The following is a 15053-nucleotide window of genomic DNA, read 5'->3' as shown; positions in this document are numbered from 1 at the left end:
ATGCATCCCGTGACGCTCCGCGTCACATCCAAGGCGGACGCGGAGCGTCCATGGCGGCATTCCCACGCAGAGCGTGGGAACGATCATCCATCAAACCGGCTGCAGCTTCTGCTCAAACACCGCCACCCCATCCAGGTCACGCAAGATAACGCTCATCTCGCCACTGCGCCCCTCGATCTGCACTTCACCAAAGAACTGAAATCCGGCAAACGGCGAGGCGTTCTGCACTGGAGCGGCTTTTTCGAAGATCACTTCGGGGCCAAAAGTCTTATCCAGCGAATCGGGACCAAAACTCCCAGCGTTCAAGGGACCTGCGACAAACTCCCAGAACGGTTCAAAGTCCTGAAACGCCGCGCGGTCCGGGTGGTAATGGTGAGCCGCGCAGTAATGCACATCAGCCGTCAGCCACACGTAATTGCGCACCTGCTGCGCCCGTAGAAAGCCCAGCAGCTCAGCGATTTCCAGCTCTCGGCCCTGAGGTGGCCCCGGGTCACCGTTGGCCACCGCCTCCCAGCGCGGCACACCGGGGCTGACTTCACCGTCTGGCGCACCAAGGCCGATCGACATGTCGGCGGCGATGACTTTCCACTGGGCGCTGGAGCCCTTCAACTCGCGCTTGAGCCAGTCCAGTTGCTCGCGACCGAGAAAGGGCTTTTCGCCGCCGAGATTGTCGTCGTTGGCACCGCGATAGCTGCGCATGTCCAATACGAACACGTCCAGCAACGGCCCATAACTCAACTTTCGATAGATCCGCCCGCCTTCATCAGCGCTTTGTAAACGCATCGGCGCGTATTCGAGCCAGGCCTGACGGCCGCGCTTTACCAGGCTGTGGATATCTTTGTCTTTGTAGCGCTCATCCAGTTGCTTGCCCGGTGACCAGTTGTTGACCACTTCGTGATCATCCCATTGCCAGATCTGCGGGACTTCGGCGTTGAAGCGACGAATGTTTTCATCCATCAGGTTGTAGCGGTAGTTGCCGCGATATTCGTCGAGGGTTTCAGCGACTTTGCTTTTGGCTTCAGTGGTGAGATTGCGCCAGATACGACCGCTCTCGGTGGTGATTTGCGCCGGCACCGGGTTATCGGCATAGATGGTGTCGCCGCTGTGGATAAAAAAATCCGGCAAGCGCAAGCGCATGGCTTCATAGATGCGCATGCCGCCGATATCGGGGTTGATGCCGAAACCCTGGCCAGCCGTATCACCACTCCAGACGAAACGAATATCGCGCCGCAGCTGCGGCACGCTGCGCAGGTGGCCAAACCAGGGTTCGCTGGCGACACCGGTCTGGGCATCTTCGAAAAACACCCGATAGAAGATTGCCTGATCAGCGGGCAATCCGCTCAGTTCGACACGGGCGGTGAAGTCGCTACGGGCGTCGGCCAGTGGCGAAACGAAGCGTCGAGGGTTGCTGAACAGGCTGCGCGTGTCCCACTCCACCACCATCCGCGCCGGGCGGTCGCTGCGGCTCCAGATCATCGCCCGGTCACCCAGCAAGTCACCGGACTGCACGCCATCGGTGAGTTGCGGGCGATCCTTGACCGAGGCGATCACCGCCGGCGCCAGGCCGGGCAACAAGAGTCCGGCACCCACGGCCTGCATCACCCGACGGCGGCCCGGATCGAATTTGCTCATGGTCTTCTCCCTGAAAGGGAAACTTAATCATGAGCATATTAATGGGGTGTGACAAGAACCTGTGGGAGCGGGCTTGCCCGCGAAAGCGATGGTCGCCCCAATACATCTATCGCCTGAGATGACGTCTTCGCGGGCAAGTCGGATCGCCGCACCGCTGCTCCCACATTTTGCTTTACGCCTTGACCGGCTCCAGCGCCAACTCGACCACTTCAGGCCGTTTGATCAGCGCATACGTCACTGCCGTCACCACACTCCCCGCAACAATCGCGAACAGATACAACAACGCATGGTTGATCGCATTCGGGATCAGCATCACAAAGAGCCCACCGTGGGGCGCCATCAGCTTGCAACCGAAGTACATCGACAGCGCGCCGGTCAATGCCCCGCCGGCGATGCTCGCCGGGATTACCCGCAACGGATCCTTGGCGGCAAACGGAATCGCCCCTTCGGAGATAAAGCACAGGCCCAGCACGAACGCCGCTTTGCCGGCTTCACGCTCGCTCTGGGCAAACTTGCGGCGGGCGATGAAGGTGGCGATGCCCATACCAATTGGCGGCACCATACCGGCAGCCATGGTCGCGGCCATCGGTGCATAACTTTGCGACGCCAGCAGACCGACAGAGAACGCATAGGCGGCTTTGTTGATCGGCCCGCCGAGATCGACACACATCATGCCGCCGAGCAACACACCGAGCAGAATCGCGTTGGTAGTGCCCATGCTGTCGAGGAAGTGAGTCAGGCCTGTGAGCATCCCGGCAACCGGTTTACCCACCACGTAGATCATCACCAGACCCGTGAACAGGCTCGCCAGCAAGGGGATGATCAGAATCGGCTTCAACGCTTCGAGACTTTGCGGCAATCGTGCCCAGCGATTGATCGCCTGAGCGGCGTAACCAGCGATGAAACCGGCAATGATCCCGCCGATAAAACCCGCCCCCAGGGTGCTGGCCAGCAAGCCGCCAATCATCCCCGGCGCCAGGCCCGGACGGTCGGCGATCGAATAGGCGATGTAACCCGCCAGGAGCGGCACCATCAGTTTGAACGCGGTCTCGCCACCAATCTGCATCAGCGCCGCGGCCAATGTGCCGGGCTCTTTGAACGCGGTGATACCGAAGACGAACGACAGCGCGATCATCAATCCGCCGGCCACCACCATCGGCAACATGTACGACACGCCGGTCAGCAGGTGTTTGTAGGCGCCCGTCTTCTCTTGCTTGGCCGGGCCCTTGGCGCCAGTCGAAGCACTTTCCTGTTTACCTTCAGCCAGAGCTTTGTTCAGCGTGGCTTCGGCCTGTTTCAAGGCGATGCCCGTGCCGCAGCGGTAAATCTTCTTGCCGGCAAAACGTTCGGTGGCGACCTCGATGTCCGCAGCCAGCAACACCACATCGGCGTCGGCAATTGCCGCCGCGCTCAAGGGAGTGCGCGCACCGACCGAGCCCTGGGTTTCCACTTGCAGGTCATAGCCAAGACGCTTGGCTGCTTGCTGCAAGGCCTCGGCCGCCATAAAGGTGTGAGCGACGCCTGTCGGGCACGCAGTCACCGCAACCAGGCGCGGCGCGTTTTTACTGACGGCAGCAGGTTGGGCAACCACTTCGGGCGCAACATAGATCTGCGCCTCCTCGGCACCGCGTCGCAACACGGCTTCGACGTCTTGCAGGGCTTGAGCCGGGGTACTCTGGAACACCCGCTTGCCGACGAAACGCGACATATCCACAGGCGTACTGCTGACCACCAGCACCCACTCGGCGGCTTCGATAGTCACGGCCGACAACTGGCGCTCCGGATGCGCAGCATCGTGCACTTCGACGCTGGTGCTCCAGCCCTGGCGTTGCGCTGCAGCATCGAGCAAACGCGCGCAGAGCACACTGGTGACCATGCCGTTCGGGCAGGCTGTAACAATGGCTAATTTCATTACAAACCCTCTTATTGTTCTGTCAGGGGGTGAACACGTACACCCTGTTCGAGCTGCGCCAATTGCGCGGCGTCGCTGATTCCGAAGCCGATCTGGGTCACGGCCATAGCGGCGATAGCCGTGGCCGTGCGCAAGGTCCGTTCAGGGGTATGAGCACTGAGCAAACCATGCAGCATCCCTGCCAGCAATGAATCGCCGGCACCGACAGTACTGGCGACGCTGACCTTCGGTGGCAATGCCTGTAAGGCCGTACCAACGCTGAACCAGTTCACCCCGTCGGCGCCGTGGGAAATCACCACATGCTCGACGCCTTGAGCCCTTAACCGGCTCGCTGCCTGGGTTTGTGCTACCACCGAAACGACCGGGTTATCCAGCGCTTCAGCCAGTTCTTCGGTATTGGGCTTGATCAGCCATGGACCCGCCGCAAGCCCTGCCCGCAAGGCTTCGCCGCTGGTGTCCAGGGCAACTTTCAAACCGAGGTTCTTCAGGCGGATCAGCAACGCTTGAAACCACTGCGGGCTGACACCCTGCGCCAGACTACCGGCGACCACCACTGCGTCATGCCCGGCGGCGATTTGATCGAGACGATCAAGCAGTGCTTGTTGAGCGGCTTCGCTGACCCGCGGGCCCGGGCCGTTCAGGTCGGTGATACGCCCATCGCTTTCCGCCAGTTTGATATTGCTGCGGGTTTCTCCAGGCACGCGAATGAACGCATCGACAAAACCACGCCGGGCAAACAGCGCTTCGAAAGCCTGTGGATTGTCTTCACCGAGAAAACCACTGACGGTCAGCTGATGCCCGAGATCCGCCAGCACCTGCGCCACGTTCACGCCCTTGCCAGCGGCATGGGTGTGCATCGCGTCGCTGCGGTTGACCTGACCTGGTTCCAGGCGCGTCAACTGGACGGTGAGGTCCAGCGCCGGGTTCAGGGTCAGGGTAAGAATCCTCGCCATTACAACGCCTCCACTAATGCGCGCACTTCATTGGCGCTGCCCACGGCCAAGGCCTGCTGAGCAAGAATTTTAGTCTGGTTCAAGCTGAGCTCGCGAACCCGCGCCTTGACCTCGGGAATGCTGCGCGCCGACACACTCAACTCATCCACGCCAAGGCCAACCAGCACCGGCACAGCCAACGGATCAGCCGCCAGCTCGCCGCAAACGCCGACCCATTTGCCATGGGCATGGGCCGCACGCACGGTGATGTCGATCAGTTGCAAGACCGCTGGATGCAAGCCATCGGCTTGAGCCGACAAGGTCGGATGACCGCGATCGATGGCCAGGGTGTATTGAGTCAGGTCGTTGGTGCCGACGCTGAAGAAGTCGACTTCCTTGGCCAGTACCGGAGCGAGCAGCGCTGCCGACGGTACTTCGATCATGATCCCCAGTTGCAGATCGGCCACCGGAATTTCCAGACGCAGGCGTTCGGTCATGTCCCGGGCCTGACGCCACTCATCGACGCTGCCGACCATCGGGAACATGATCCGCAACGGCCGGTTGTCGGCGGCGCGCAACAAGGCACGTAACTGGGCTTCCATGATGTGTGGACGTTGCAGCGTCAGACGAATGCCGCGAACACCGAGGAAGGGGTTTTCTTCCTTGGCGATCGGCCAGTAAGGCAATGGTTTGTCGCCGCCGACATCCAGCGTGCGCACCACCAATGGCCGGCCGGCCAAACCATCGAGCACGCGACGGTATTCAGTTTCCTGGGTCGCCTCATCCGGCGCTTGCGTGTGGGCCATGAAAATCAGTTCGGTACGCAACAGACCAATGCCTTCGGCGCCCTGCTCCACTGCGCTGACAACACCTGCGCTTTCGCCAATATTGGCGAACACTTCGACGGCGTGGCCATCGGTGGTCAGCGCCGGTTCGTGACGTTGGGCTGCTGCGGCTTGCAGACGTTGTTCGCGGGTGTCGCGCTCTTCGATGGCGCGCTGCAAAGTCGCCGTATCGGCGTCCACATGCAGGCGACCGCGCTGACCGTCAAGCAACAGCGGCGTGCCCGGCGCCAGCAGCAATACCGCAGCGCCAGCACCGACCAGCGCCGGAATGCCCAAGGCCCGGGCGACAATCGCGCTGTGGGCGGTGGCACCACCCCGAGCGGTCAGAATGCCTGCAACCCGCGCGGGATCGAGACGCGCCACGTCCGAGGGGCCGACCTCATCCATCACCAGAATGTACGGTTGCTCAGGTTCCGCCGGGGTTTCGACACCACACAGCTGCGCCAACACACGACGACCGACATCCCGCAAATCCGCCGCACGCTCAGCCAGCAAGGCGTCATGCAGCGATTCCTGTTGTTTGGCCGCGGCCTCGACCACCGCCATCCATGCAGCCTCGGCGCTTTCGCCTTGCTTGAGACGGGTGTCGACTTCGTCGGTCAGCTCCGGGTCGTCGAGCATTTCCTGGTGGGTGATGAAAATCTCGCGGATCGCCTTGGCCTTGCTGCGCTGGATCAGCCCTTCGATGTCGCCACGAACATCAGTCAGCGCCTGTTTCAGACGCTCGCGCTCGATGGCAGCGGACTCACCACGCAGCGGGTAATCGATCGGCTGCAGCACATGAATGTGGGCCGGGCCAATGGCAATCCCGGGCGATGCGGCAATCGCCTGAATCAGGCTTCCCGAAGCTGGAGCCACCAGCACCTGTGCGACTTCAGCAATGACTTCACGGGGTGCACTGACCGCCGGCAACGGCTCGACCTCTTCGCCAAGCCCCTCTTCAATGGCCGCCAGCAAGGCTGGCAAGGCGTCAGCAGCGATGCTCGGTTCAGCGATGAGCTCCAGAACCTGGCCGCGACGGGCACCCAGGCTGAGCAGCTTGCTCAGGCTCTTCACCGACACCGCACTGTCCTGACCATCGACGATTCGCACGCGAATTTCGCCTTCAAAACTTTTCGCCAGTTGCGCCAGAATCTTCGCCGGCCGCGCATGCAAGCCGTGGGCGTTGGCCAGTGCGATCCGGGCACTAGGCCAGTCGGCCGGCAGTTCACCGCCCAGCACTTCCAGCACCGCACGACTGCTGGTGGCGCGACCCAGTTCATGGCCGCGACCTTCAATCAGCAAAGCGCAGAGGCGTTCGAGCAAGGCTTGATGAGCCTCGCCCAGACTGGCCAGACAGAACAGACCGCTCAGCGGTTGGCCCAGGTAGCGGATCGGCTTGTCCGGTGTAACGAACGCCAGACCCGGACGCTTGACCGTCTGTTCGCTGTGCAACCACCACAGACCATCGCCCAGCGGCAGTGCATCAACCTGCTGCAATACCGCAGAAAACCCATTGCTGACGCAGTCGGCCTGACGCAGCAACCGCGCGCCACGCCAAACCAATTCTTCAAAATCGTCGGCGGACACGCCCAACCCGATCATCTGCGCATCCAGCGCCAACTCTTGCGGCGCGCCTTGCAGCAGCTTCAGCAAGGCTTCGGCGGAGCTGGCGCGGCGCAGGGCCTGGCCCAGATCGGTTTCACCGAGGGCGCGGGTGAGTAATTGCAGCAAGCGCAGGTGTTCATCGGATTTGGCGGCAATGCCGATCGCCAGATAGACGATCTGACCATCGCCCCAGTCCACCCCTTCGGGAAACTGCAGCAGACGCACGCCGGTGGCGAATACCTTATCGCGGGTTTCGGGAGTACCGTGGGGAATCGCAATACCTTGACCGAGAAAGGTCGAGCCCTGGGACTCTCGCGCCTGCAAGCCACTGAGGTAACCCTCTTCGACCAGGCCATCAGCGACAAGATTTTCGGCGAGCAGGTGCAGTGCCGCGGACTTATCCACAGCCGACTGGCCCATGGATATCTGCTCTATGGTGAGCTCGAGCATGCTTTCTCCTATTTAGCGCAATTTTGCGCTAGGTATTGTTTTGAATGAATCAGCTTAGGCTTATTGTCAGAACAGCCTCGGGCGGCTTCTCGGCAGAACCGGCCCAGTTCCTTTATACCCCTGAAAATACGCTTGCTGAAACGTTTAATCTAGAATGTTTGGCACGTTACTCGATAATCGCTCATCCTTGAAGCCCTACCCGTCGATTGCAGTTACGACAAGGGTCCTCTCCCCATATCGGTTACGATTGGACAAAATGTCGGGGCAAGCTCCAAAACAACAAGGAAATCCCGGGTTGAAACTCAGTGATATCGCCCAACTGGCCGGTGTGTCTGTTACCACCGCCAGCTATGTCATCAACGGCAAGGCCGAACAACAACGGATCAGCCGCAGCACCGTCGAGCGTGTGCAGGCGGTGGTCGAACAGCATGGCTTCACGCCTAACCCACAAGCGGCCGGGCTACGCAGCCGGCACACCCGCACACTGGGTTTCATCCTGCCGGACCTGGAAAACCCCAGTTACGCGCGGATAGCCAAACTACTTGAACAAGGCGCTCGCGCTCGCGGCTATCAATTGTTGATCGCCAGCTCCGACGATGCGCCGGACAGCGAGCGGCAATTGCTGCAGCTCTTCCGCGCCCGGCGTTGCGATGCGCTGTTCGTCGCCAGCTGCCTGCCGCCCGATGATGACAGCTATCGTCAGCTACAGGCCAAGGGCTTGCCGATCATCGCCATCGACCGGGTCATGGAGCCTGAGCATTTCTGCTCGGTGATCAGCGATGATCGAGAAGCCAGCCTGCAACTCACCCGCAGCCTGCTGCAGCCCGTGCCTCGGCAGATTGCGCTGATCGGTGCACGGCCCGAGCTGAGCATCAGCCAGGAGCGTGCTGCAGGCTTCAAACAGGCTTTGTCCGGGTTTGAAGGCCAGATTCTGATCGAACAGGGCGAAGCCTTCAGCCGCGACTGCGGACGGCAATTGATGGAAGAGTTACTCCAACGTCTCGGCCACTTGCCGGATGCGCTGGTTACCACCTCCTACGTGCTGCTTCAGGGCGTGTTCGATGCCCTGCATGACTTCCCGCTCAAATCCCGACCGCTGCGCCTCGGTACGTTCGGTGACACACAGTTGCTGGACTTCCTGCCGCTGCCGGTGAACGCCATGGCCCAGCAGCATCAACTGATCGCTGACAAAGCCCTGCAGCTGGCCCTGGCGGCCATTGAAGAACAGCATTACCAACCGGGCGTACAGGCCATCGCGCGGACCTTCAAGCAGCGCATTCACGAGGCGTGAACGTGGAGCTGATCGACAGCCACACTCATCTGGATTTTCCGGATTTCGACGACGATCGCGAGGCGCTGTTGGCTGACAGCCGCGCCCTCGGGGTGCGGCGAATGGTGGTGTTGGGGGTTTATCAGCGTAACTGGCAGCGGGTATGGGATCTGGTGCAAAGCGACCCGGACCTGCATGCCGCGTTCGGCCTGCATCCGGTCTACCTCGATGAGCATCGCCCGGCGGACTTGACTGAACTGGGCGACTGGCTGACGCGTCTGGCCGGTCATCCACAGCTGTGCGCAGTAGGCGAGTTCGGGCTGGATTATTTTCTCGAACAGCTCGACCGCGAGCGCCAACAAACGCTGTTTGAAGCACAATTGAAACTGGCAGCGGACTTTCAGTTACCGGCGCTGCTGCATGTCCGTCGCAGCCATGCAGCCGTGATCGCCACACTGAAGCGTTTTCGGCTCAAACGCAGCGGCATCATCCACGCCTTCGCCGGCAGTCAGGAAGAGGCCCGCGAATACATCAAACTCGGTTTCAAACTTGGGCTGGGTGGCGCCGCGACCTGGCCTCAGGCGCTGCGCATGCACAAAGTGCTGAAAGAGTTACCACTGGATGCCGTAGTGCTGGAAACCGACTCGCCGGATATGGCGCCCGCCATGTATCCCGGTCAACGCAACAGCCCGCAACATCTGCCGGCGATTTGTGCTGCACTGGCCGACATCATGGCGGTCAGCCCCCAGCAACTGGCCACTGCCAGCACCGCCAACGCCTGTGAGTTGTTCAACTGGTAATCAGTCGGCATGAGCCTTGGCCGCTTGCAGGATCAACGTCATGCGCTGCCTGTGCCGGGCGAAGCCCAGGATGATGAAGTAGAGAAAGACGGCGATCAGCGAAAAGTTGAGCTGTTCCACCACACTGATCACCCCCACCCATTCCATCACCAACGCCACCAATAAGGTCGTTGAGACCAACAGGATCATGCTCGCTCGCAGCATGGTCAGCGAATCCAGCGACTTGAGGCGTTTGAGCTGTTTCGGGCAACGGAGCTGCAAGGCTTTCTGGCAGTGCGCACAAGCGAAGGCTTCATTGATCGCGATGGCATTCAGTTGCCACGGTTTGAGCGCCAGTGTGATCTGGCAATGGGCGCATTGCCCTTTGATTCCGATGATTGCAGAAGTCATAACCTGGTTCCCTCAGGGGTACGGCGGGCATAGCCGGCGGGTCAAGAGGTGCGAATCTTCCCCCATTGCAGAGGAAAAATCAGGCCGAGGAGGAAAACAGGAAATGTCTCACTGGAAAAGAGAAAAAGCCCGACAGATTATATTTACAAAAGCTGCCTTCTGCTGCTCAGAAAAAACCCACTGAACGTGGGCCTTTCCCTGTCAAACCCGGAACGCGCTGATCAACTGCTTCAGCTGTACCACCTGCGCCGACAACTGACGACTGGCATCTTCGGTCTGGTGCGCGCCTTCGGCAGTACGCTCACCCGCGCGATTGATCTCGACGATATTCTGATCGATATCGTGGGCCACCGCGGTTTGCTGCTCGACTGCCGCAGCGATTTGCTGGTTCTGATCGACGATCATCCCCACCGCGCCGAGGATGTTTTCCAGCGCCTGCTGAACCTTTTCTGATTGGCTGACCGTACCACTGGCCATCTGGTGGCTGACGCCCATGGCTTTCACCGCCGCGCCAACACCGCTGTGCAGCTTGGCAATCATCTGCTCGATTTCTTCAGTCGATTGCTGAGTTCGCTTGGCCAAGGTGCGGACCTCATCGGCCACCACCGCAAAACCGCGTCCCTGCTCACCGGCACGCGCCGCCTCGATGGCGGCGTTGAGCGCCAACAGGTTGGTTTGCTCGGCGATGCTTTTGATCACGTCGAGAACGCGGCTGATGGACTGGCTGTCACTGGCCAATTGATTGATCACCAACACTGACTGGTCAATCTCGCCGGCCAACTGGGCGATGCTGCCCTGTTGCGACGCCACCAGACCACGGCCGCTGACCGTTTCGTCGTTAACGCTGTGAGCGCTACTGACCGCCGCTGCCGCGCTACGGGCCACTTCCTGGGCAGTCGCCGACATCTGATTCATCGCGGTGGCAACTTGCTCGATCTGGCTTCGCTGACTGGCCACCGCCTGATTGCTCTGAGCCGATACCGACTCCACCTGACCTGCCTGACGCTCAACTTCAGTGACAGTCTTGCCCACCAGTTCAATAAGGTCATGGATCTTCGCCACGGTGCCATTGAACACATTGCCCAACTCACCCAACTCGTCACGACTTTGAGCCGTGAAAGAGACGGTCATGTCCCCCGCAGCTACCTTGTCCATCACCTCACCCAGGCGTTTGAGGGTGGTTCGGGTCGACGCGTAGAAACCGCCGTAGAGGTAAACGATCAACAAGAACACCGCCGCCAGCGCCATCACCAACAACACCATGTGCGTGCGGTTCTGCTCCAGACGTTGCTGCAATTGCACGCCTAGAAACGTCAACGTGGCCTCATTCAGTTGGTAGGTTTGCGCCATCAAACCGCTGACCTGATCGTAAAAAGCTTGCCAGGGCGCATCCAGGGTATCGGCCATCACCACCTGTTCTTCGAACAGTTCGCTGGCCTGTTTGAGCGTGCTTCTACTGGCACTGGCCAATGGATCCAGAGCGTCGTGAGCCGCTTTGCTCGAGCCCAATGCATCCTGCAACTTCAAGCCGTACTCGGCCTGGAGCTTTTCAATCTGCTGTAACAGCTCATCGAAGCGAGTGCTCGAGGTCGAATTGAGGAAACCGAGCCCCAACGAATAGCTGCCAATGGCCCGGCCTTCGCCCAGAATTTGCGTAACGCGCGGGGTGACACTGGTGATCAGCTCACTCAACTGGCGCATGTCACTTTGATTGTCTCGACTCAAGCCGGACTGGCTGGCGACGATCTGGCTGAAAATTTGCGCACTGCCGAGTAACTTGCCGATCAACGCACTTTTGCTTTGCACAGACTTTTCGGCTTGCTGAGCCTTGAAGGCCGCAATCATTTCATCGCGCTTGCCATCGAAAACGCTGACCTGCTCAGGGTCGATAATCACAGCCGCCAGCCCTTGCATGCGCTCCAGGACGCTCTGTTCGAGGGCGCTGATCCTCGGCTCGACATCCCCCGCTTTGCCGGATTGGCCAAGGCTGACGTTAATCTGCACCAGGTTATTCAGGGTTTCCAGATCACGCCGAAGCGTCAGACTGCTGCCCAACAGGTCAAGGCTTTGCAATTCGACCTGAGTGCCCTGGAATTCGCGATAGGAGTCGCGGACCAGATAGAAATTGGTCACCAGCATCGGCAGGAAAAACAGAACACTGATCAGGCTGAACTTCATCCCGAAGCTCAGGCGATTCATCAGTGCGACGGCGGGATAGAGCAAGCTCTTCACTGGAAGTCTCCCTTTTCTTTTATTTTTATTGGCAGGCACGCGAAGAAAGCAGATAGCCACTATTCGGCGCTACGCCTGTATAGCTCAAATCAAAGGGAGGTTTTGTAACTTAAAGTTAACCGCAAAAAGATCGCAGCCTACGGCGGCGATCTTTTCAGGCTGCACACTGAACTCAATTGACTATGGCAACACCGTCCACAGCGCAAAACCCGCATACCAGAGCACCGCAGCACGGAGCAGCAGGTCCCACAACCGGTCCAGACTGGTAATGCCATCAGCGCCGACCATCGGTGCAGGGATCTCACTGGCCACCAGGCCGACTTTTTCCACCAATTGCGCAGCGCCGATGTTCCAGTTGAGCAACTCATGCAACATCACACGGCTGACTGCTACAAAGTTGCCGACCAACGCAAAGCTTGCCGCCAACAACCGCACGGGTAACCAATCGAAGGCATGACGCAGTTGCGCGGCGCGCTCGACCAGCGCCGGGTTTTTGCTGTGTTCAGCCGCCAACGCCAGCAAGCGATAGCTCAACGCAGCGACCGGACCCAGAAGGAAGTACCAGAAAATCACCGCAAAAAAGCTCTGATAGGCCTCCCACAGCAAGTGTCCTTGAACCCGTTCGAGCAACTGCTCACCGCTATCGGCGCAGATATCCAGGTCACGCTTGGCAACGTGAGCGGCGGCCTGCAGGTCTTCACGGCGCCAGGCATCGCGAAACGGCCCCAGACCGGCCAACAAGTCACCGCGTCCCAGGCTGTAAATCACCACCAACAGATGGACAGGCAACGCCAACAAACCGTAGGCCACCGGTTCCAGCACCACCAGCAGCAACCCCAGCACTGCGACGGGCAGCAGAACCAGCAGCGTCAGCACAAGCCAAGGCCGGTTCGAAAATCGTGGACTGGCCTCGAGTTTGGCCAACTCGCGCAACCATCCGCTGTCGCGTTGGACCCGGTGACGCAAGGCCGAGAACTTCTCGATCCAGACCGCCAGCAGTAACACCAGAAAACTCATTGTCCTTCCCCTTTTTCCAAGGCCCCGCGAAAGCGTGCCCAGTCGAACTCCGGCCCCGGATCAGTCTTGCGCCCGGGTGCAATATCGCTATGGCCACAGATGCGTTGCACAGTGATCGCCGTGAAGGCCTCCTGCAATTGCCGGGTCAAGGCAATCAACGCCTGATATTGAGCATCGGTGAACGGCAGATCGTCAGTGCCTTCCAATTCGATGCCCAAGGAAAAATCATTACAGCCTTCCCGCCCATCGAAGCGTGAGACTCCCGCGTGCCAGGCACGCTCAAGACAGGAGACAAACTGAGTGATCGCGCCGTCACGCTCGATCAAAAAATGAGCAGACACACGCAGGTCGGCTATCCCTGCAAAATAGGGATGCTCCGTGACGTCCAGACGATTTTGAAAAAACTCCTGCACTTTGCCCGTCGCGAACTGCGCCGGCGGCAGGCTGATGTTGTGGATTACCAGCAGGGAAATTTCGTCCGTGGGGCGCGCATTGAAGTTGGGCGATGGGCAATGACGAACGCCTTTACACCAACCGCTAGCCGGGTCCAACTGCATACAGGTTCCTTCAACAACGACTGTGATGACCCAGTATGCCGTGATCCGCACTCAGGTTGCGATCACTTGCCACGATTGAGTTGACGTAAGTTACCAAGCACCGACGCAAGCGCTCGGTCGAACAACAAGGTGTCATCGAGTTTACGAACAGCCCCACAGCCGATCTTTGAGCGAGTGCCTATGCACCGCACTGCACGTCATAGATCGAAAAACAACGTCAAATCTATGACGTCAATTACAAGGCAGATTATCTTGCAAAAGATGTCACTTGTGCTAGCAGACCCTGAACTTCATTTTGAAATAGCCTCTCAAACTCGGACCTTTGCCCGAGCCTGACGGCTCAGCTGAAACGACCAAATGCATGTTTCAGAGCAACGCGAAGGTGTTTGCCGCCTTGGGTTAGCTCGCAGCATGGCCCTATAATCGGGCCACTTTGTTTGTGGAGCCCGTTATGCCGAATTTACGCCTCGCCGACCTGACCGCTGAAATCGAAGCCAACGTGCGCCGTGCGTTGCTTGAAGACATCGGTAGCGGCGACATCACCGCACAACTAATCCCGGCTGAACGCCTGGCCAAAGCCACCATCATCACTCGCGACGCGGCCGTCATCAGCGGCACCGCTTGGGTTGACTCAGTATTCCGGCAACTGGACCCGCGAGTTGCGGTGCACTGGCAAGTGCGTGACGGCGAGCGAGTCAGCCCCAATCAAGCGTTGTTCCACCTTGAAGGCCCTGCTCGCTCGCTGCTTAGCGGAGAGCGCTGCGCACTGAATTTCCTGCAATTGCTGTCTGGGATCGCCACCCGTGCGCAGCATTACGCCGACCAGGTCGCGGACACTCAAGTAAAACTGCTGGATACGCGTAAAACGTTGCCTGGCCTGCGTCTGGCGCAGAAGTACGCCGTCACCTGCGGTGGCTGCCACAATCATCGCATCGGCCTGTATGACGCCTTCCTGATCAAGGAAAACCATATTGCTGCCTGCGGTGGCATCGCTCAGGCAATCACCGCGGCGCACAAAATCGCCCCGGGCAAACCGGTGGAGGTAGAGGTGGAAAGTCTTGAGGAGTTGAAACAAGCGCTCGCTGCCGGCGCCGACATCATCATGCTCGACGAACTCAGCCACGACGACATGCGCGAAGCTGTGCGCCTTAACGCTGGCAAGGCCAAACTCGAGGCAAGTGGCGGGATCAACGACAGCACCTTGCGCCCAATCGCCCAAACCGGCGTGGACTACATCTCTATCGGTGCGATGACCAAGGATGTGAAGGCAGTGGATCTGTCGATGCGTTTGAGTCTCTGATAATCGAGTAGGAGGCGGATTTACATCCGCCGTCCTCTCACACCACCGTACATACGGTTCCGTATACGGCGGTTCAGGTTAAGCGGCTAAGCCGGGTTATCGTGTCCAGTATTGAGACCAGCCCGAGTC

At 59.6% G+C, this 15053-nt stretch carries 11 protein-coding genes; 3 read left to right on the top strand and 8 right to left on the bottom strand.

All coding sequences use genetic code 11. The features are described 5' to 3' along the window. Positions 1 to 90: 90 nt before the first annotated feature. The 4 genes from ACN1C3_RS23085 to ptsP form a co-directional block, all read right to left on the bottom strand. Entirely contained in the window at positions 91 to 1632 is a 1542-nt protein-coding gene (locus tag ACN1C3_RS23085; protein WP_419118063.1) for an alkaline phosphatase D family protein, read from the bottom strand. 172 nt (positions 1633 to 1804) lie between these two features. Then, positions 1805 to 3544 carry a PTS fructose-like transporter subunit IIB gene (locus ACN1C3_RS23080; protein WP_419118062.1) on the bottom strand — a complete coding sequence of 580 codons (1740 nt, stop codon included), beginning with the start codon at positions 3542 to 3544 and terminating at the stop codon, positions 1805 to 1807. An 11-nt stretch (positions 3545 to 3555) separates the two neighbouring features. Beyond that, positions 3556 to 4497: a 1-phosphofructokinase gene (gene pfkB, locus ACN1C3_RS23075; protein WP_419118061.1), complete on the bottom strand. Its 942-nt coding sequence runs from the start codon at positions 4495 to 4497 to the stop codon at positions 3556 to 3558. After that, positions 4497 to 7358, bottom strand: a complete 2862-nt coding sequence (ptsP, locus tag ACN1C3_RS23070) for a phosphoenolpyruvate--protein phosphotransferase (RefSeq protein WP_419118060.1) — start codon at positions 7356 to 7358, stop codon at positions 4497 to 4499. Before ptsP ends, pfkB begins: the two co-directional genes overlap by 1 nt. Positions 7359 to 7653: 295 nt before the next feature. On the opposite strand from ptsP, the gene cra reads away from it, so the two are divergent. Then, positions 7654 to 8649 (top strand): catabolite repressor/activator, encoded by a 996-nt coding sequence (cra, locus tag ACN1C3_RS23065; RefSeq protein WP_419118059.1) that lies wholly within the window; start codon positions 7654 to 7656, stop codon positions 8647 to 8649. A 2-nt stretch (positions 8650 to 8651) separates the two neighbouring features. Continuing rightward, on the top strand, positions 8652 to 9428 hold the full coding sequence (locus tag ACN1C3_RS23060; protein ID WP_419118058.1) for a TatD family hydrolase: 777 nt from the start codon (positions 8652 to 8654) through the stop codon (positions 9426 to 9428). Here the strand turns inward: ACN1C3_RS23060 and ACN1C3_RS23055 are convergent, their stop codons facing one another. The 4 genes from ACN1C3_RS23055 to ampD all read right to left on the bottom strand — a co-directional run bounded on the left by ACN1C3_RS23055 (position 9429) and on the right by ampD (position 13624). Then, the gene (locus tag ACN1C3_RS23055) at positions 9429 to 9818 is read right to left on the bottom strand and encodes a hypothetical protein (RefSeq protein ID WP_419118057.1); all 390 of its coding nucleotides are present in this window, start codon (positions 9816 to 9818) and stop codon (positions 9429 to 9431) included. A gap of 201 nt (positions 9819 to 10019) precedes the next feature. Further along, positions 10020 to 12050 (bottom strand): methyl-accepting chemotaxis protein, encoded by a 2031-nt coding sequence (locus ACN1C3_RS23050; RefSeq protein ID WP_419118056.1) that lies wholly within the window; start codon positions 12048 to 12050, stop codon positions 10020 to 10022. Positions 12051 to 12230: 180 nt separating this feature from the next. Continuing rightward, the gene (gene ampE / locus ACN1C3_RS23045) at positions 12231 to 13067 is read right to left on the bottom strand and encodes a regulatory signaling modulator protein AmpE (protein WP_419118055.1); all 837 of its coding nucleotides are present in this window, start codon (positions 13065 to 13067) and stop codon (positions 12231 to 12233) included. Further along, positions 13064 to 13624: a 1,6-anhydro-N-acetylmuramyl-L-alanine amidase AmpD gene (ampD, locus tag ACN1C3_RS23040; protein WP_419118054.1), complete on the bottom strand. Its 561-nt coding sequence runs from the start codon at positions 13622 to 13624 to the stop codon at positions 13064 to 13066. The genes ampE and ampD overlap by 4 nt, the downstream gene beginning before the upstream one ends. A gap of 451 nt (positions 13625 to 14075) precedes the next feature. Here ampD and nadC point away from each other — a divergent pair, with 451 nt between their 5' ends. Beyond that, a complete protein-coding gene (gene nadC, locus ACN1C3_RS23035) occupies positions 14076 to 14924 on the top strand; it encodes a carboxylating nicotinate-nucleotide diphosphorylase (RefSeq protein ID WP_419118053.1) in 849 nt (282 codons plus the stop codon). Positions 14925 to 15053 lie beyond the last annotated feature (129 nt).

The organism is Pseudomonas sp. H11T01 (genome assembly GCF_048515765.1).
Lineage (GTDB): Bacteria > Pseudomonadota > Gammaproteobacteria > Pseudomonadales > Pseudomonadaceae > Aquipseudomonas.
The sequence above is the reverse complement of the archived record's forward strand: the minus strand, read 5'-3'. Positions and strand labels throughout refer to the sequence as shown.

Coding starts and splice junctions, on each gene's coding strand:
- ACN1C3_RS23085 (WP_419118063.1), bottom strand. CDS start 1,632: ATGAGCAAATTCGATCCGGGCCGCCGTCGGGTGATGCAGGCCGTGGGT.
- ACN1C3_RS23080 (WP_419118062.1), bottom strand. CDS start 3,544: ATGAAATTAGCCATTGTTACAGCCTGCCCGAACGGCATGGTCACCAGT.
- pfkB (WP_419118061.1), bottom strand. CDS start 4,497: ATGGCGAGGATTCTTACCCTGACCCTGAACCCGGCGCTGGACCTCACC.
- ptsP (WP_419118060.1), bottom strand. CDS start 7,358: ATGCTCGAGCTCACCATAGAGCAGATATCCATGGGCCAGTCGGCTGTG.
- ACN1C3_RS23055 (WP_419118057.1), bottom strand. CDS start 9,818: ATGACTTCTGCAATCATCGGAATCAAAGGGCAATGCGCCCATTGCCAG.
- ampE (WP_419118055.1), bottom strand. CDS start 13,067: ATGAGTTTTCTGGTGTTACTGCTGGCGGTCTGGATCGAGAAGTTCTCG.
- ampD (WP_419118054.1), bottom strand. CDS start 13,624: ATGCAGTTGGACCCGGCTAGCGGTTGGTGTAAAGGCGTTCGTCATTGC.
- nadC (WP_419118053.1), top strand. CDS start 14,076: ATGCCGAATTTACGCCTCGCCGACCTGACCGCTGAAATCGAAGCCAAC.